16 protein-coding genes, 2 tRNA genes, 1 rRNA gene and 1 riboswitch are annotated in these 18,628 nt (G+C 40.4%); of the genes, 11 read left to right on the top strand and 8 right to left on the bottom strand.

All coding sequences use genetic code 11. The features are described from left to right. The first annotated feature begins 58 nt into the window (after positions 1-58). Together ACWPWK_RS08535 and ACWPWK_RS08530 are read left to right on the top strand one after the other, a co-directional pair. On the top strand, positions 59-1,414 hold the full coding sequence (locus ACWPWK_RS08535) for a polysaccharide deacetylase family protein (RefSeq protein ID WP_109374343.1): 1,356 nt from the start codon (positions 59-61) through the stop codon (positions 1,412-1,414). Positions 1,415-1,604: 190 nt separating this feature from the next. After that, the gene (locus tag ACWPWK_RS08530; RefSeq protein WP_109374344.1) at positions 1,605-2,546 is read left to right on the top strand and encodes an Rpn family recombination-promoting nuclease/putative transposase; all 942 of its coding nucleotides are present in this window, start codon (positions 1,605-1,607) and stop codon (positions 2,544-2,546) included. 188 nt (positions 2,547-2,734) lie between these two features. Here the strand turns inward: ACWPWK_RS08530 and thiH are convergent, their stop codons facing one another. Genes thiH through thiC form a run of 6 tightly spaced genes read right to left on the bottom strand, consistent with a single transcriptional unit; the run spans position 2,735 to position 8,157 of the window. Next, positions 2,735-3,853 (bottom strand): 2-iminoacetate synthase ThiH, encoded by a 1,119-nt coding sequence (thiH, locus tag ACWPWK_RS08525; protein WP_109374345.1) that lies wholly within the window; start codon positions 3,851-3,853, stop codon positions 2,735-2,737. Continuing rightward, positions 3,853-4,632 (bottom strand): thiazole synthase, encoded by a 780-nt coding sequence (locus ACWPWK_RS08520; protein ID WP_109374346.1) that lies wholly within the window; start codon positions 4,630-4,632, stop codon positions 3,853-3,855. Before ACWPWK_RS08520 ends, thiH begins: the two co-directional genes overlap by 1 nt. Before the next feature lies 1 nt (position 4,633). Then, entirely contained in the window at positions 4,634-4,834 is a 201-nt protein-coding gene (gene thiS / locus ACWPWK_RS08515) for a sulfur carrier protein ThiS (protein ID WP_109374347.1), read from the bottom strand. Next, positions 4,831-5,580 (bottom strand): HesA/MoeB/ThiF family protein, encoded by a 750-nt coding sequence (locus ACWPWK_RS08510; protein WP_109374348.1) that lies wholly within the window; start codon positions 5,578-5,580, stop codon positions 4,831-4,833. Before ACWPWK_RS08510 ends, thiS begins: the two co-directional genes overlap by 4 nt. Next, positions 5,574-6,221, bottom strand: coding sequence for a thiamine phosphate synthase (gene thiE, locus ACWPWK_RS08505; protein WP_109374349.1), 648 nt, complete (start codon positions 6,219-6,221; stop codon positions 5,574-5,576). Before thiE ends, ACWPWK_RS08510 begins: the two co-directional genes overlap by 7 nt. Next, positions 6,205-8,157 carry a phosphomethylpyrimidine synthase ThiC gene (thiC, locus tag ACWPWK_RS08500; RefSeq protein ID WP_109374350.1) on the bottom strand — a complete coding sequence of 651 codons (1,953 nt, stop codon included), beginning with the start codon at positions 8,155-8,157 and terminating at the stop codon, positions 6,205-6,207. Before thiC ends, thiE begins: the two co-directional genes overlap by 17 nt. 141 nt (positions 8,158-8,298) lie before the next feature. Further along, positions 8,299-8,421: riboswitch (TPP riboswitch) on the bottom strand. 250 nt (positions 8,422-8,671) lie between these two features. Between thiC and nudC the strand changes: the two genes are divergently transcribed. The 6 genes from nudC to ACWPWK_RS08470 all read left to right on the top strand — a co-directional run bounded on the left by nudC (position 8,672) and on the right by ACWPWK_RS08470 (position 13,115). After that, the gene (nudC, locus tag ACWPWK_RS08495; RefSeq protein WP_109374356.1) at positions 8,672-9,457 is read left to right on the top strand and encodes an NAD(+) diphosphatase; all 786 of its coding nucleotides are present in this window, start codon (positions 8,672-8,674) and stop codon (positions 9,455-9,457) included. Positions 9,458-9,545: 88 nt separating this feature from the next. Further along, a complete protein-coding gene (hemE, locus tag ACWPWK_RS08490) occupies positions 9,546-10,619 on the top strand; it encodes a uroporphyrinogen decarboxylase (RefSeq protein WP_109374351.1) in 1,074 nt (357 codons plus the stop codon). Next, positions 10,612-11,280: a deoxyribonuclease V gene (gene nfi / locus ACWPWK_RS08485; protein ID WP_109374352.1), complete on the top strand. Its 669-nt coding sequence runs from the start codon at positions 10,612-10,614 to the stop codon at positions 11,278-11,280. Before hemE ends, nfi begins: the two co-directional genes overlap by 8 nt. Positions 11,281-11,354: 74 nt before the next feature. Further along, complete coding sequence (locus ACWPWK_RS08480; RefSeq protein WP_023583105.1) at positions 11,355-11,945, top strand: YjaG family protein; 591 nt, start codon at positions 11,355-11,357, stop codon at positions 11,943-11,945. Between the two features lie 190 nt (positions 11,946-12,135). Continuing rightward, complete coding sequence (locus tag ACWPWK_RS08475) at positions 12,136-12,408, top strand: HU family DNA-binding protein (protein WP_004246922.1); 273 nt, start codon at positions 12,136-12,138, stop codon at positions 12,406-12,408. 44 nt (positions 12,409-12,452) lie between these two features. Continuing rightward, positions 12,453-13,115 (top strand): DUF1481 domain-containing protein, encoded by a 663-nt coding sequence (locus ACWPWK_RS08470; RefSeq protein ID WP_244185087.1) that lies wholly within the window; start codon positions 12,453-12,455, stop codon positions 13,113-13,115. A 24-nt stretch (positions 13,116-13,139) separates the two neighbouring features. On the opposite strand, the gene purD is transcribed toward ACWPWK_RS08470, so the two are convergent. Beyond that, a complete protein-coding gene (gene purD, locus ACWPWK_RS08465) occupies positions 13,140-14,429 on the bottom strand; it encodes a phosphoribosylamine--glycine ligase (RefSeq protein WP_109374354.1) in 1,290 nt (429 codons plus the stop codon). Between the two features lie 12 nt (positions 14,430-14,441). After that, complete coding sequence (gene purH, locus ACWPWK_RS08460) at positions 14,442-16,031, bottom strand: bifunctional phosphoribosylaminoimidazolecarboxamide formyltransferase/IMP cyclohydrolase (protein ID WP_109374355.1); 1,590 nt, start codon at positions 16,029-16,031, stop codon at positions 14,442-14,444. A 616-nt stretch (positions 16,032-16,647) separates the two neighbouring features. Here purH and ACWPWK_RS08455 point away from each other — a divergent pair. The 3 genes from ACWPWK_RS08455 to ACWPWK_RS08445 all read left to right on the top strand — a co-directional run bounded on the left by ACWPWK_RS08455 (position 16,648) and on the right by ACWPWK_RS08445 (position 18,549). Continuing rightward, positions 16,648-18,190 (top strand): 16S ribosomal RNA (locus tag ACWPWK_RS08455). A 71-nt stretch (positions 18,191-18,261) separates the two neighbouring features. Further along, positions 18,262-18,338 (top strand) — tRNA-Ile (locus tag ACWPWK_RS08450). A gap of 135 nt (positions 18,339-18,473) precedes the next feature. Continuing rightward, positions 18,474-18,549: transfer RNA gene (locus tag ACWPWK_RS08445), tRNA-Ala, on the top strand. Positions 18,550-18,628: the final 79 nt, after the last annotated feature.

Genomic DNA, 18,628 nt, shown 5'->3' with positions numbered 1-18,628 from the left:
AAATGCCCTCCATTGTGAGGGCATTTTTTGTTTCTGTTCTACATAAGTAGGCGAAATGATGAGAATAATAGCGAATATTTTGATTATTCTATGTTTTATTTTTACTGGATTTGCTTCAGCAGTGCCTTATGAAAGAGGTATTCCAACAGAAGCTCAATGGGATTTAAAAATGCCCATTACAACATTGATGCAACTTCGCCAACAAAAAACGTTATATGCATTTGTAGGGGATAAATTGCAGCCGGTTGCAGAACTTTTTCCTAACCAAAGTTTTTATGCATCAGTTACAGAGGGTGATTACCACAAAATACAATTTGGGAATGCTCAAGGTTATCTTGAAGCGGGCTATCTAGAAGATGGCTATTTTGAAGATATAGCTTCAATGAAACCAGATAAGAAAATACGTTTCTTATCAGATAGCACGAAGAAAGCAGATTATCCTATCTACGAATATTTAATTACGACAAAAAATACTCCTATCTATAGTGATAAAGATATTGCTAGCCCACAAATAGCGACACTCTTACCCAATTTACGTTACCCCGTGTTATCTCGCACAATAAAAGAAGATACTAATGGAAGTAAAATCAATTGGTTTGAAATCTCTTTAGGTGATCGCTTAGGTTATATTTCATCAAGGGATGTAAAGCCTGACTTAGGGATACCAGTACTTACTTATCACCATATTCTTAAAGTTACGGAAAACCATAATTTTCGCCATACATCAACAACAACATCATTAACTGCATTTACAGAGCAGATGAATTATTTAAAAGAAGCTGGATATGAAACGCTTTCGCTCAATCAAGTTGCTGGCTATTTAAATAAGAGTGTTAATTTACCAGGCAAAGCTGTTGCATTAACATTTGATGATGGTTTGCAATCCGTTTATCGTTATGCTTATCCTCTTTTAAAAGAAAATGGTCAACGAGCAACACTATTTATTATCTCATCACGAATAAAATCCAAAACACCTAAGTGGGCACCTAATTCATTACAATTTATGAGTTGGCAATCACTCAAATCGAGTCGTGATGTTTTTGATATTCAGTCACATTCCCATTTTTTACATCGTTTAGATAATAATAAAAAACCTATTATTTTTAGCCGTCAGTCCCACACAATTATATTAGACTTACAACGCTCACAACGTGTATTGCGATTATTAAATCCACATCAATATGCCTTTGCATATCCTTTCGGTGGATATAATCAAAGGGCAATTACTGCAGTTAAAGCGTCTGGTATGACATTGGCGGTGACAACTCAACAAGGAAAAGTTCGTTTAGGTGATCCTCCTTTTGCACTAAAACGGCTCTATGCTTTGAGTACAGACCCTATTGAGAAATTTGCGAGAATGGTGGGTAATGATGAATATGAAGTCGTTAATAAAAATATCGTTGTTGATAAATAATTAAAAATAAAATTTATAATCTTAAAAAATACCTTTGATATTTATTGAAGGTATTTTTTATTCCTCTATTACTAATTCAGTTAAGATCAATAAATAACTTATATTTTTCAGATAATTATGATGATTTTTTAGTGATAAAAATTTATTTTTTTCTGTAAGCTGGCAATCCAAATTCAGTATGGAGCCAGTTATGAAAAAGCCTATATCTATATCTTCTTATGATTCTGCATTTAAACGCTTTATGATGAATGTCAGTAATGCGAAAGATTTCTTCTTTGTTCATTTACCAGAGGAATTAAAAAGTCATTGTGATTTTTCGACGTTACAATTGCAAAATTCTTCTTTCATCGATATTAAATTACGTTCTCGTATGTCTGATATTTTGTATTTAGTGAGAACTAAAGAGGGTGATATTCCTATTTATTTACTGATAGAGCATCAATCTAGGCCAGATAAAATGATAGCTTGGCGCATGATGAATTATGCATTTTCCACTATGAATCAACATTTACAGCAAGGTTATAAATCGTTGCCTCTCGTTGTTCCTATTTTGTTTTATCATGGCAAGAAAAAACCTTATCCTTTTCCTGTTAATTGGATGTCATGCTTTCCACTTACTTCACTTGCTAATAAGCTTTATTCTAATAATTTCTCTTTAATTGATTTGACTTCAATTGATGATGATATTTTGCTGACACATAAAAAAGCAGCGGTAATGGAAATTGCAATGAAGTATGTTAATAGTTGTCATGATCTTAATAAGATTGCAATGCTTCTATCAAAAGCAATAAATCAGAAAAACTGCAGAGATGAGGACACGATTATTGTCGTAGAATATTTATTCTCAATTCTGGATGCATCAGACTTTGAATTTGTTATCAATAAAATAGTTGAACAGGTAGATAGCCACAGAGAGGTGATTATGAATATAGCGTGGAGATTAGAAAATAAAGGGTTTGAATTAGGTAAAAATGAGGGTATTAAATTAGGTAAAACGGAAGGTATTGAGATTGGTAAAAAAATAGTACAAATAGAATTAGCTCAAAATTTATTAAAAGAGAATTTTGATCTTTCATTGATCGAAAAAATATCAGGTTTGAGTATGCAAGAACTTGAAGAATTAGCAGTATAAGAATTAAGTTAATTATTTTATATAATATTAAATTAAAAATATCCTAAGACATTATTTATAATCTTTTATTTTTCTTTAATTATTTTAAGTTTATTACATGTTATTTTTATTGAGTTATTTAATAAAAACCGCCTTTATTATTTGTAATTAAATTAATTAAAAGCGGTTTTATATTATTCAAATTTTAATTAACGACCCAAGTAATTATCCCAATCTTTCCATACAGGTTGTAATCCTCGCTCTTTTAATACGTTAATAACATCATTTACATGGCGATTATCATTAGGTGAAAACTGTTCTAGCTCTTCATGACTATCAGAATATCCACCGGGTTGGGTTTTAGATCCTGCGCTAATATTATTAATTGCTAACGGCACTGTGTTATCGCGAAAATAAGGAGATTCTCGTGTTGAAAGTGAAAGCTCAACGTCTGGTGCCAAAATGCGAAAAGCACAGATCAATTGAACTAATTCAGCTTCACTCATTACCGATGCAGGGCTAAGCCCACCAGCGCAAGGACGTAAACGAGGAAAAGAGATAGAGTAACGGCTTTTCCAATAGCGTTTTTGTAAGAACAAGAGATGTTCTGCCACCATATAACAATCGCTACGCCACTGACTTGAAAGGCCAATCAACGCACCTAAACCAATTTTATCAATTCCTGCTTGCCCTAATCTATCAGGTGTTTGTAGTCGCCAATGGAAATCTTGTTTTTTACCTTTTAGATGATGAAGCTGATAAGTTGGTTCATGATAGGTTTCTTGATAAACCATCACGCCATCAATACCTAGTGTTTTTAATTCTGCATACTCTTCTGTTGCAAGAGGTTGTACTTCCATCATTAATGAACTGAAATTTTCTCGAATAAGAGGGATATATTGGCGAAAATAATCCATACCCACTTTTCTTTGGTGCTCTCCAGTCACTAATAACAAGCTATCAAAACCTAACTGCCTGATGCTACTGCATTCAGCGATGATTTCATTTTCATTTAATGTTTTACGTTTAATGGCATTACTCATTGAAAAACCACAATAAGTACAATCATTCGCACATAGATTAGAAAGATAAAGTGGAACATATAATCCCACAATATTACCAAAACGTTGTCGAGTGAGTTGTTGAGCACGTTGTGCCATAGGCTCTAAATAATGGCGACCCGCAGGCGAAATTAGCGCCATAAAATCATCAAGTGTAAGGGAATGGCGATTTAATGCGGCTTCAACATCCGCATTGGTTTTACTATTGAGTTTTAATGTAATGTCATCCCAGTCGAGTTGTTGCCAATAATCAGAAAATGTGTCCATTAGTATGCCCCTAAATATTGGGTTAATGGACTAGAAGCTTTCGCTTGCATATTCACAATTGAAGCAGGTGTCACAAGTCCTGATTGTCGAGCAAGTTCACCAGCATCAAGCGCTGCTTTAAATGCTTGTGCCATTAGAATAGGATTTTTGGCAACAGCAATTGCGGTATTAACTAATACTGCATCAGCACCTAACTCTAAAGCTTCGAGTGCATGACTTGGTGCACCAATACCAGCATCAACAACAACAGGAATTGAGGCTTGTTCAATGATAATTCGTAGGAAATCACGAGTCTGTAAACCTTGATTTGAGCCAATAGGAGAACCTAAAGGCATTACAGCTGCACAGCCAACCTCTTCTAAACGACGACATAAAACAGGATCAGCACTGCAATAAGGTAACACAACAAAACCTTCTTTAACGAGGATTTCAGCGGCTTTAAGTGTTTCAATAGGATCGGGTAATAAATATTTAGTGTCAGGATGAATTTCTAATTTTACCCAATGGGTGCCAAAGGCTTCTTTGGCTAAACGAGCCGCAAAAACAGCTTCTTGTGCTGTTTTTGCACCGGATGTATTAGGTAATAATTTTACCCCTAATGATTTAAGTGGTGCGATTAAATCATCATTACCATTCTTTAAATCCACACGCTTCATTGCCATCGTGACTAATTGGCTACCCGAAGCCTTAATGGCTTCTGTCATTAGCGTTGGTGTTGCAAATTTTCCTGTGCCTGTAAAAAGTCTAGATGTGAATGTTGTATCAGCAATTTTTAACATATCAGCCTCCTGCAATTGCTTGGAAGAGAAGAATAGTATCGCCATCATTAATAAAATGTGTTTCCCAATTTTCACGGGGAACAATGGTTTCATTGACAGCAAGCGCCACACCGATGTGTGGCTGTTCTAACTGAATAAGGAGCTGACAGATAGTGACAGGCATATCCAGAGAATATTGTTCGTCATTTACGGTAATGTTCATGCTACCCCTCGACAAACAGGACATGTTTTTGATGGTGTTAAATGCAAAGTACTCCAATTTTGTTTTCTACCATCGAAAAGGCGAAGTTTTCCACTTAGAGAACAAGGTAAGCCTGAGAGTAATTTGATTGCTTCAAGGGCTTGAAGTGTGCCAATAACCCCAACAACAGGTCCTAATATACCTGCTGTTTTGCAGTTTCTTTGTGGCTCAGTTTCATCAGGATAAAGACAGTGATAGCAACCTTGAGTAAAAGGAGGTTCAAATACCATAAGCTGACCACTAAAGCCCACGGCACTACCACTAATAAGTGGAGTTTGCTGTGCGACACAAGCACGGTTAATCGCTTGACGAGTGAGCATGTTATCTGTGCAATCTAAAACTAAATCGACCTCTTTAACTAATTTAGATAATGAATCATCATTAATACGTTGTTTATAAGAAGTAATTTTTATATCCGGATTTAGTGCAAGTAGAGACTGCTTTGCGACTTCTGATTTGGCATCGGGAATATCTTGAGTGCGATAAAGAATTTGACGCTGTAGATTAGAAACATGTAACTCATCATCATCAACTAAAATAAGCTCACCAATACCTGCACCAGCAAGATAAAGTGATGCGGGAGAGCCTAATCCGCCAAGTCCAATAATCAATACCTTTGCTTGTTGAAGTTTGTTTTGACCCTCTAAGCCAATATCTTCTAACATCACTTGTCGGCTATAACGCATAAAATCATTATCATTTAGCATGATGGTTTTCCTTCCACTAATTCTAATAATTTACGAGTCACTTGTTGCCAATCTGGTGCTTTTGTTATTGCACTAACCAAGGCAACGCTCCCCACCCCAGTTGCAACAACATCAGGTACTCTTTCTAGTGAGATCCCACCAATAGCAACCGTTGGAAAATCGGGTGTCTGCTCTACTTGATGTCTGAGTGCCTTTAAACCTTGAGGTTTAGATGGCATATCTTTTGTGGTGGTTGGAAATATATGCCCTAATGCGATGTAAGATGGACGTAATATTTTCGCTCTTTGTAATTCAACTTCGTCATGAGTGGAAATACCAAGGCGTAATCCTGATTGTTTAATGGCATTAAGGTCGGCAATATCGAGATCTTCTTGACCAAGATGAACACCGTAAGCGTGATGTTTAATGGCGAGTTGCCAGTAATCGTTGATAAACAGTCTTGCGTGATACTGTTTGCCCAGTTTTATTGCTTCGATGATCTCTTGTTCAACGTCGTCTGGCTGTTTATCTTTTATTCGTAATTGCAGGGTGGTAACGCCTATTTTTAATAGGCGTGCGATCCATTCAACAGAATCAACAACAGGATAAAGCCCAAGCTTTTTTTCTGTTAATGCAAAAGGTGTATTAGAGGATCTGTTCATTTTCAGGCACCTCAACACTGGCGATTTCTGCACTGTGGTATAACTCACTTCCATGCTCTTTAAAGGCTTGAGACATTTTCTCCATACCTGCCGCATAATCGCGTACTTCTTGTGTTATCTTCATTGAGCAGAATTTAGGACCACACATTGAACAGAAATGAGCGACTTTTCCTGAAGCCTGAGGTAGCGTTTCATCGTGATATTGACGTGCAGTTTCAGGATCAAGAGCCAAGTTAAATTGGTCTTCCCATCTAAACTCAAAGCGCGCTTTCGACATTGCATTATCACGAATTTGAGCGCCGGGGTGTCCTTTTGCTAAATCGGCTGCATGAGCGGCGATTTTATAAGTGATAAGACCTTGTTTCACATCTTCTTTATTAGGTAAACCAAGGTGTTCTTTTGGTGTAACATAACAGAGCATTGCGCAACCAAACCAGCCAATCATTGCTGCACCAATACCTGATGTGAAGTGATCGTAACCCGGCGCAATATCTGTAGTGAGAGGGCCTAATGTATAAAATGGTGCTTCATGACAATGTTCCAATTCCTCTGTCATATTGCGGCGGATCATCTGCATTGGAACGTGGCCAGGGCCTTCTATCATGACTTGAACGTCATACTCCCATGCAATTTTTGTCAGCTCACCTAGAGTATGTAATTCAGAAAATTGTGCTTCGTCATTGGCATCTTGAATCGAACCTGGTCTTAATCCATCGCCCAGTGAGAGGGAGACGTCATAAGCGGTACAAATTTCACAGATTTCACGGAAATGTTCGTAGAGGAAATTCTCTTTATGATGTGATAAACACCATTTTGCCATTATCGAACCGCCACGAGACACTATGCCCGTTAGTCGTTTTGCTGTCATTGGCACATAACGTAACAATACACCGGCATGAATAGTAAAATAATCAACCCCTTGTTCTGCTTGTTCAAGCAAGGTATCTCGGAACATTTCCCAAGTGAGATCTTCAGCAATACCGTTAACTTTCTCGAGAGCTTGATAAATTGGAACTGTACCAATAGGAACAGGGCTATTGCGAATGATCCACTCACGCGTTTCATGAATATAACGGCCTGTTGAGAGATCCATTACGGTATCCGCTCCCCAGCGTGTAGACCAAATTAGCTTTTCAACTTCTTCTTCAATTGAGGAGGTGACCGAAGAGTTCCCGATATTGGCATTCACTTTCACTAAGAAATTACGACCAATAATCATTGGCTCTGATTCAGGGTGATTGATATTGGCTGGAATGATTGCTCGACCAGCTGCAACTTCTTGGCGTACAAACTCAGGGGTAATATTGTCAGGGAGATGAGCACCAAAGCTAAACCCTGCGTGCTGTTGGCGTAAAACTTCGCTACGAATTCTCTCTCGCCCCATATTTTCACGAATAGCAATAAACTCCATTTCAGGCGTAATAATGCCTTGGCGAGCATAATGCAATTGGGTCACACTTTTGCCATTTAGCGCTTTTTTAGGGCTTGGTTTTAAGGGAAAACGCAGATGCTCTAATCCAGCATCAGAAAGGCGCTGTTGGGTGAAATCAGAACTTAAAAGTGAAAGCGTTTCGGTATCATTGCGCTCATCAATCCAAGGTTGGCGTATTTTTTTTAAGCCAAGGTTAACGTCAAGTTGAGAATCAGGATCACCATAAGGGCCTGATGTGTCATATACCGGTACAGGTTCATTATCTTCAAAAACAGGGGAATCTTTTGATCCTCCTACTAGCGTTTTATCAAGCTGGATCTCACGCATGGGTACTTGAATGTCAGTGCGTGAGCCTTCGAGATAAATGCGTTTTGAATTGGGGAAGCTTACGCCTTGAATGGTGCTGATAAACTCTTGAGCAGCATCACGTTGCTCTTTTCGTGGACGCTGTTTGTTGATCGTTGGTGAAATATCTTTAACGGATATAGTTTGATTTTGGGACATAGCATTTCCTAATAAATATCATGCAGGCTATTAGCCTGTCGGGTGAATATTGAGAAAAATGCTTGTCTGGAGGTCGCAGGGAGTATCGACAGATAGGTGTATATAGATGTGTGAAAAATATACGCAATGAAGCTATCAAAAGGTCGAATCACTCTTGTTCCCTTCGCGGGTATTAACCCGATCAGGTTCCGCGGATCCCGAATTAACGGTCTCAGCCTGTGTTTATAATAGCCTTATAAACACTAGGCACTCCGACAAGAAGAAGTCCAGTATATGAAAGATTTTAAAAACTACAAGTCCGATATGGGTTATTTATTTAAATCCCAATATTGTTGTTCCCAACCTTTCATTTGTGAAATTTGAATAATGGTTACACTCAATAACATTAATATAATTTATGTTTTTAGTGAGTGGATGTTAATGAATCATAGAAGACAGAGATAATACATTGAGAGGTTCTTGCTAAAGAGAGTATCCTCTATTCTATATCATTATTTTGGATAGAATGGTCGTTATGCATTTATATACATTAACAGGCTCAGAAAAGGGCTGGTGGACAGTCAGTCTTGGTGGGCGAGTGTGGTTACCTAAAGGTGAACTTCCGTTTGGCTTAGCTAAAGATTGGGATCTCATTGGTCAGCACGCCAAAATTGTGGGTGAATGGCAAGGTGAAACAGTTTGGCTTATTCATGGAAAAATGGATAACGACATGTGCTCACCAAGACTTATCGCCTCACAAGATGAAAACTTATTTAAATTAGTCGGTCGTGGTGTTCAACTGGCTGAGTTTTATCGTTCTCACCGTTTTTGTGGTTATTGTGGTTCTAAAATGCGTCATAGTGAGAGTGAATGGGCGTGTTTATGCGATAACTGCCATGAACGTTATTATCCGCAAATTGCCCCTTGCATTATTGTGGGTATTCGACATGAAGATAAGATCTTATTAGCACATCATGTTAGGCATAAACATTCACCTCTTTACACTGTACTCGCTGGTTTTGTTGAGGTTGGTGAAACATTAGAAGAAGCAGTGGCTCGTGAAGTGTTTGAAGAGAGCAATATTCGTATTCGCAATATTCGCTATGTATCATCTCAGCCTTGGCCGTTTCCTCACTCTTTAATGATGGGATTTTTGGCCGATTATGATGGTGGCGAACTACAACATGATCCTTCTGAATTAATGAGTGCGGGTTGGTATCGTTACGATCAATTACCCCAGATCCCACCACCAGATACAATTGCTCGACGCTTGATAGAAGATACGATAGCGAATATCAGACAAGATAAAGAAAAGAGCTAAATAAAGGCGCTGTCTGCCAACAGTTATTTTTCCAGCATGTTACAATGCATGCTATTTTGCGGCCCTATTACTGTTAATGGAGTTAGTCATGAGTGAGTTGAAAAACGACCGCTATTTACGTGCGCTGTTGCGCCAACCTGTTGATGTCACCCCAGTTTGGATGATGCGTCAGGCAGGCAGATATCTTCCTGAATACAAGGAAACACGGGCACAGGCGGGAGATTTCATCTCATTGTGCAAAAATACAGAATTAGCATGTGAAGTGACATTACAGCCTTTAAGACGCTTCCCTTTAGATGCCGCTATTTTATTTTCTGATATTTTAACTATTCCAGATGCAATGGGGCTAGGTCTTTACTTTGAAACAGGTGAAGGCCCTCGTTTTAAATCACCTATCAACAGCCTTGCTGATATTCAAAAACTGCCTATTCCTGATCCTGAAGATGAACTAGGATATGTGATGAATGCAGTACGTGCCATTCGTCATGCATTGCAAGGTAGTGTGCCATTAATTGGTTTTTCAGGAAGCCCTTGGACACTGGCAACCTATATGGTTGAGGGTGGAAGTAGTAAGGCCTTCACAAAAATTAAAAAAATGATGTATTCAGAGCCTCAAGCTCTACATCTATTACTGGATAAACTGGCAGATAGCGTTATTCTGTATCTGAATGCTCAAATTAAAGCGGGCGCACAATCTATCATGATCTTTGATACATGGGGTGGTGTGCTAACAGGGCGTGATTACCAACTCTTCTCATTACACTATATGCATAAGATTGTTGATGGTCTTATCCGTGAATATGATGGAAGAAAAGTACCAGTCACTTTATTTACCAAAGGTGGTGGTCGCTGGCTAGAAGCTATGGCTGCGACAGGTTGCGATGCATTAGGACTTGATTGGACGATTGATATTGAAGATGCACGCCGTCGAGTTGGGGATAAAGTTGCGCTACAAGGTAATATGGATCCTTCTATGCTGTATGCACCACCTGCCAGAATAGAACAAGAAGTCGAAACTATTCTTGCTGGGTTTGGTAAAGGCAACGGTCATGTCTTTAATCTTGGGCACGGTATTCATCAAGATGTTCCACCTGAACATGCTGGTGCATTTATTGATGCGGTTCACCGTTTATCGAAGCCTTATCATCAGGATAATGATTAATACCCAACAATTACGTCAGGAGCAGACAGAAAAAGCTCAACAGATTATTCTAACAGACCAATTCACAGCACCAACTTATATAGCTGGTGCTGATGTTGGTTTTGAAGACGGCGGCGCGGTCACTCGCGCCGCCATCGTGATAATGCATTATCCTTCTTTCGAAATTCTTGAATACCAAATCGCGCGAATTCCTACGACTCTCCCTTATATCCCTGGTTTGCTTTCATTTAGAGAGTGTCCAGCGTTACTAGCTGCTTGGCAATTAATCAAACAGAAGCCTTCTCTTATTTTTGTCGATGGACAAGGTATTGCTCATCCTAGAAGGCTTGGTGTTGCAAGTCATTTTGGTTTATTAGTGGATACACCGACTATTGGCGTGGCAAAAAGTCGTTTATGTGGCATTGATAAAGCAGTTAACGAAGAGGTGGGAAGCCATGAGCCGTTAATGGATAAGAATGAACAAATAGGGTGGATTTATCGCAGTAAGAAAAAATGTAAACCCCTGTATGTTTCTCCGGGTCATAAAGTGAGTATGGAAGGTGCTTTGCAGTGGGTTGAGCTGTGTATGAAAGGATATCGATTGCCAGAACCAACGCGTTGGGCTGATGGTATTGCTTCAAATAGGCGATTATTTGAGCAGTTGAATAAGAATAAGCTCTAAATGATCGGGAAATATGTGGATATTTTTAATTTTCAGGTAAACTGCGCCTAAGTTAAGAAAATGAGTAATCACGAATGTTGAAGAACCCAATCCATTTACGTTTAGAAAAGCTAGAAGCTTGGCAACACCTGACGTTTATGGCATGCCTGTGTGAGAGAATGTACCCAAATTATCAGGTATTTTGTCGTGAAACAGGTTTTACCGATCCAATGCTTTATCGCCGTATTCTCGATCTGGTTTGGGAAACTTTAACGGTGAAAGATGCAAAGGTTAATTTTGATTCTCAATTAGAGAAATTAGAAGAAGCAATTCCTGATGCATCTCAGTTCGAGATTTATGGTGTCTATCCTGCGATTGATGCCTGTGTTGCACTTAGTGAAATTGTTCACTCTCGTTTAAGCGGTGAATCATTAAGTCACGCTATTGAAGTGAGTAAATTATCAGTAGGGACAGTTGCTTCACTTGAAATGACACAAGCAGAAAGAGAAATGAGTGAAGAAGAGCTTAGATCTCTACCTGCTGTTATTGAAGAATTCGATATCCAATGGGAAATTTACCGTCTACTTGTAGAATGTGAAGAAAGAGATGTCGAACTGATCAAAGGTCTACGTGCAGACCTTCGTGAAGCTGGAATGAGCAATATCGGTATAGAATTAACGCACTAAATCAGAAAAACGTGATTTAGTGCTTGAAAAGCGACGTTTAAAGACTTCACATCACCCCCGTGTATGTTCTACATTGGGTACGAAAAGAAGTGGCTCAGGTGTTTTACTTAATTTATCCTCTTAAAAAGATAAGTTAAGTTTTTTCACCAGATGTTTTTCAAACGATAAAACATACTTTAAGGACTATTTTATGAACAAAGCTGAATTAACCGAATCAGTTGCTGAAAAAGCGGATCTGACAAAAACTCAAGCAAAAGCTGCTATTGAAGCGTTTATCGATTCAGTAACAGGTGCTCTGAAAGAAGGCGATTCTGTACAGTTAGTTGGTTTCGGTACATTCAAGGTGAATCACCGTGCAGAGCGTACTGGTCGTAACCCTCAAACTGGTAAAGAAATTAAAATTGCAGCAGCTAACGTTCCTGCATTTACTGCCGGTAAAGCACTGAAAGACGCAGTAAAATAATTCCTTTGAACGGAATGAACAATAGAGGGGGATTTACTCCCCTTTTGTTGAAACGACAGGGGCTGTTAGCAATAGGATCTGCTTTTTTGCTCAGCGCCTGCTCCTCTACTGTGCAGCTACCTGAATTTTCTGCAACAGGTTATATTGCGGACGAAGGCATTGTGCGATTATGGCGTTTAAATAATACAGCGTCAGAACCTCAAGTGATCATGAGTGTTTATAGCTTTTATAAAAAGCCAGAAACTGTCATCACATTCTATGAGTATCGCCAAAATAAGCTTTGGCAAGTCCGCTCTGAAGTTATCAATCCTACCGAGCCCTCATCTTGGCACCTTCGTTTAAATAAACGTGGTGAAGTTATTTTCATGCAACAAGAAAGCCAAAAGCAAAAACGAGCATTAACAGAAGATGAACGTTTAAGAATGGTGTTTGCTGCAAGTAAAGAGCGTGAAATCAGCGAAGCGCTTACTATTGGGAAAGTAAATTTAGTACAGGGTGTCTGGTATCAAAATACAATGACAACATGTGCTGGCGAGAAGGTGAGTGTTTCATTTGAAGATCCAGAACAACGCTGGTTAAAAACGAGAGCGCGCAATCCAAATAAGCCTTCTTATGTTGCTTGGCTTGATTCACCAGAAGGTAAGCAATTACTTATGGTTGCAGAACACGATTTTTGTAAATGGGAACCAACAAAAGAGAGCTTGTGATCACTCCCTTTTGCCGTTGTTAAATTATTTCTTTAAGCGTGCAATCGCTCGATAGCCGATATCATGACGATAAAAACTACCATCCCAATGAATACCTTTCGCTAAAGCATAAGCATTTTTTTGAGCTTGCTCGATATCATCACCTAATGCAGTCACACATAATACTCGCCCGCCAGCAGTGATAACTTCGCCTTTGTCATTGAGTGTTGTTCCAGCTTGAAATACCTTTGCCGTTGTTGACGATGTTGGTGTTAAGCCTTCGATAACATCACCTTGACGATAATCCGCAGGGTAGCCGCCTGCTGCAATCACAATCCCTAAAGCTGGGCGAGGATCCCAATGGGGATCTTTATCTTTTAAATTACCTTTTGCTCCAGCTAAACAGAGTTCAACTAAGTCAGATTGCATACGCATCATAATAGGTTGAGTTTCTGGATCACCAAAACGACAGTTAAACTCAATAACCTTAGCAACACCTTGTTTATCAATCATCAGTCCAGCATAAAGGAAACCTTGGTAGCGATGTCCTTCAGAAGCCATTCCTTTTACTGTTGGATAAATGATCCTTTCCATTACTTGCTGGTGGATTTCTGGTGTAACAACAGGTGCTGGCGAATATGCACCCATTCCCCCAGTATTAGGACCTGTATCGCCATCGCCGACACGCTTATGATCTTGGCTTGTTGCCATTGGAATAACGTGTTCACCATCAACTATGACAATAAAGCTAGCTTCTTCACCATCAAGATATTCTTCGATAACAATACGGTGCCCTGCATCACCAAAAACATTGCCAGCCAGCATATCTTTAATTGCAGCTTCAGCCTCAGCTTGTGTCATTGCAACAATAACGCCTTTACCTGCTGCTAAACCATCTGCTTTGATAACAATCGGCGCGCCTACTTTATTGAGGTACTCAAGTGCAGGCGCTATCTCTGTAAAATTTTGATAATCCGCAGTTGGAATTTTATGTCGAGCTAAAAAATCTTTTGTAAAAGCTTTAGAACCCTCTAATTGAGCGGCTCCTTTTGTTGGACCAAAGATGGTCAGTCCCGCTGCTTTAAAGGCATCAACAACACCAATAACAAGTGGGGCTTCAGGGCCAACAATTGTTAAATCAATATTATTCTCTAGAGCAAAGGCAATTAATGCAGGAATATCCGTTGCACTGATTGCAACGTTTTGTACGCCTTGCTCTAACGCTGTTCCAGCATTACCCGGCGCAACAAAGACTTGTGTAGTAAGCGGTGATTGAACGGCTTTCCAAGCTAAAGCATGCTCACGACCACCATTACCAATAATCAAAATCTTCATATCAATACCTTATTAATGACGGAAGTGGCGCATATTGGTGAAAATCATCGCGATGTTATGTTCATTTGCAGCTGCAATCACTTCATCATCACGAATTGAACCACCAGGCTGAATAACACAAGTCACACCGGCAAGTGCTGCTGCATCAATACCATCTCTAAATGGGAAGAATGCATCTGATGCCATTGCACAACCTGCAACTTCTAAGCCTTCATCAGCGGCTTTAATCCCCGCAATTTTTGCAGAATACACACGGCTCATTTGTCCTGCACCAATACCGACAGTCATATCGTTTTTTGCGTAAACAATGGCATTTGATTTTACAAATTTTGCGACTTTCCAGCAGAAGAGTGCATCTTTAAGTTCACGTTCACTTGGTTGACGTTGAGTGACTACTCTTAAGTTTTCTTCTTTTACCATACCCAAGTCACGATCTTGAACTAACAGTCCACCATTAACACGTTTGAAATCTAACGCTGGTTTGGCTTCATGCCATTGACCACAAGCTAATACACGAACATTTGGTTTTGTTTCTAAAATCGGTAGCGCATCTTCATTAATAGAAGGAGCAATGATCACTTCAACAAACTGGCGTTCGATGATTGCACTTGCTGTTTTTGCATCTAATGGACGATTGAATGCGATAATACCGCCAAATGCAGAAGTTGGATCGGTTTTAAATGCATTGTCATATGCTTGTGTGAGAGTGTTCGCAATTGCAACTCCACAAGGGTTTGCATGTTTCACAATAACACATGCAGGCTCGGAGAATGATTTCACACATTCTAACGCGGCATCAGTATCAGCGATGTTGTTATAAGAAAGTGCTTTGCCTTGTAATTGGTTTGCAGTGGCAATAGATGCTTCCTCTATATTCTCTTCTATATAGAAAGCTGCTTGCTGATGAGCATTTTCACCATAACGCATATCTTGTTTCTTTATATAGTTCAGATTTAAGGTTCGAGGGAAAGTACCTGATGGTTGTGAAGTATCACCATAATAAGGTGCAACCTTCTGACCAAAGTAGTTAGCAATCATTCCGTCGTAAGCAGCTGTATGTTCAAAGGCTTTAATCGCCAAATCAAAGCGTGTGTCTAAAGTAAGACTATTTTCGTGATTATCCATTTCTTCAATCACTCTTTCATAGTCATTACTATTTACTACAATCGTAACGTCTTTATGATTTTTTGCTGCGGAGCGAACCATTGTTGGTCCACCAATATCGATATTCTCCACTGCATCTGCTAATGAGCAATCTGGGCGAGCTACCGTCTTAGCGAAAGGATAAAGATTTACGACGACCATATCGATAGGTCGAATTTCATGTTCTTCCATAATCGCATCGTCTTGTCCACGACGACCTAAAATTCCACCATGTACTTTAGGGTGCAGCGTTTTCACTCTGCCATCCATCATTTCTGGGAAACCTGTGTAATCGGAGACTTCAATAACCGGTAAGCCAGCTTCTGCTAATAGACGTGCGGTTCCACCTGTCGATAAGAGTTCTACTTCTCTTTCAACAAGTGCTTTAGCAAATTCTAAAATACCTGCTTTATCAGACACACTTAAAAGTGCACGGCGGATAGGACGAAGATGTTGCATGAGTTTTATCCCTTGGGGTTGGTATAACGGTAGTAATGGTGAAGTTAAATCACATTAATACAGTGAAATTGTGTTTGCTTAACTAACATTTCAGAAGATGGACACAAAATCAATCTTACTTAATCGGTCATTATAATAACGCAAACGTTTGCGTTTGACATGCTAATTTTATGTAAAAAGACAGTCTGTGGATAAAATTGTTGATAAGTGCGTATAAGTGGGGGTTTTGCTGTGGAATTAAGCAAACGATTTTTTTTCTAAAAAAAACTATTGCCAGCCTCGGAAAACTCCCTATAATGCGTCCTCGTTGTCACGGCAAACCACGCTAAGTGAGTTAGCCGAGAGAACGAAGAAAAAAGTGAAAAGCCTTGAAAATAAACGCTTGACACTGAATGAGGAAGATGTAGAATGCACCTCCTCGCAACAACGCAGAAGACCGGAAACGGCAGCGAATGTTGCACTGCTCTTTAACAAATTATCAGACAATCTGTGTGGGCACTCGCAGAGACGATATCTTCTAAAATATTAGATGTATCAAGTCTTGAAGAGTGAACAACAAAAGTAAATTCATTTATGAATAGCTAAGTTTTCGATTTCTTTGAGCATCAAACACTTTTAATTGAAGAGTTTGATCATGGCTCAGATTGAACGCTGGCGGCAGGCCTAACACATGCAAGTCGAGCGGTAACAGGAGAAAGCTTGCTTTCTTGCTGACGAGCGGCGGACGGGTGAGTAATGTATGGGGATCTGCCCGATAGAGGGGGATAACTACTGGAAACGGTAGCTAATACCGCATGACGTCTACGGACCAAAGCAGGGGCTCTTCGGACCTTGCGCTATCGGATGAACCCATATGGGATTAGCTAGTAGGTGAGGTAATGGCTCACCTAGGCGACGATCTCTAGCTGGTCTGAGAGGATGATCAGCCACACTGGGACTGAGACACGGCCCAGACTCCTACGGGAGGCAGCAGTGGGGAATATTGCACAATGGGCGCAAGCCTGATGCAGCCATGCCGCGTGTATGAAGAAGGCCTTAGGGTTGTAAAGTACTTTCAGCGGGGAGGAAGGTGATAAAGTTAATACCTTTATCAATTGACGTTACCCGCAGAAGAAGCACCGGCTAACTCCGTGCCAGCAGCCGCGGTAATACGGAGGGTGCAAGCGTTAATCGGAATTACTGGGCGTAAAGCGCACGCAGGCGGTCAATTAAGTCAGATGTGAAAGCCCCGAGCTTAACTTGGGAATTGCATCTGAAACTGGTTGGCTAGAGTCTTGTAGAGGGGGGTAGAATTCCACGTGTAGCGGTGAAATGCGTAGAGATGTGGAGGAATACCGGTGGCGAAGGCGGCCCCCTGGACAAAGACTGACGCTCAGGTGCGAAAGCGTGGGGAGCAAACAGGATTAGATACCCTGGTAGTCCACGCTGTAAACGATGTCGATTTAGAGGTTGTGGTCTTGAACCGTGGCTTCTGGAGCTAACGCGTTAAATCGACCGCCTGGGGAGTACGGCCGCAAGGTTAAAACTCAAATGAATTGACGGGGGCCCGCACAAGCGGTGGAGCATGTGGTTTAATTCGATGCAACGCGAAGAACCTTACCTACTCTTGACATCCAGCGAATCCTTTAGAGATAGAGGAGTGCCTTCGGGAACGCTGAGACAGGTGCTGCATGGCTGTCGTCAGCTCGTGTTGTGAAATGTTGGGTTAAGTCCCGCAACGAGCGCAACCCTTATCCTTTGTTGCCAGCGCGTGATGGCGGGAACTCAAAGGAGACTGCCGGTGATAAACCGGAGGAAGGTGGGGATGACGTCAAGTCATCATGGCCCTTACGAGTAGGGCTACACACGTGCTACAATGGCAGATACAAAGAGAAGCGACCTCGCGAGAGCAAGCGGAACTCATAAAGTCTGTCGTAGTCCGGATTGGAGTCTGCAACTCGACTCCATGAAGTCGGAATCGCTAGTAATCGTAGATCAGAATGCTACGGTGAATACGTTCCCGGGCCTTGTACACACCGCCCGTCACACCATGGGAGTGGGTTGCAAAAGAAGTAGGTAGCTTAACCTTCGGGAGGGCGCTTACCACTTTGTGATTCATGACTGGGGTGAAGTCGTAACAAGGTAACCGTAGGGGAACCTGCGGTTGGATCACCTCCTTACCTAAGAGATACGTGTTATGTGCAGTGCTCACACAGATTGTCTGATGAAGAACGAGCAGAAATACCGGTATAGGCTTGTAGCTCAGGTGGTTAGAGCGCACCCCTGATAAGGGTGAGGTCGGTGGTTCAAGTCCACTCAGGCCTACCACTTTTCCTTTATGCTGTGTTGTGAAGCAACTCGTTTACTTTAAGTAAACTTCGTTACTCCACGCCTTGCCTAAAGAAAAAGCTTCTTTTATAAAGAAGAAAAGGAGTGGTTATACAGGTATTAAGAATGCATTATGGGGCTATAGCTCAGCTGGGAGAGCGCCTGCCTTGCACGCAGGAGGTCAGCGGTTCGATCCCGCTTAGCTCCACCATAATCTCTTGAATAAAAAACAATAATTCAGAGTATATTAGCAATAGTATACTGCGAATTATTTTGCTCTTTAACAATCT

It is taken from the genome of Proteus sp. Marseille-Q3619, from assembly GCF_965283115.1.
The sequence above is the reverse complement of the archived record's forward strand: the minus strand, read 5'-3'. Positions and strand labels throughout refer to the sequence as shown.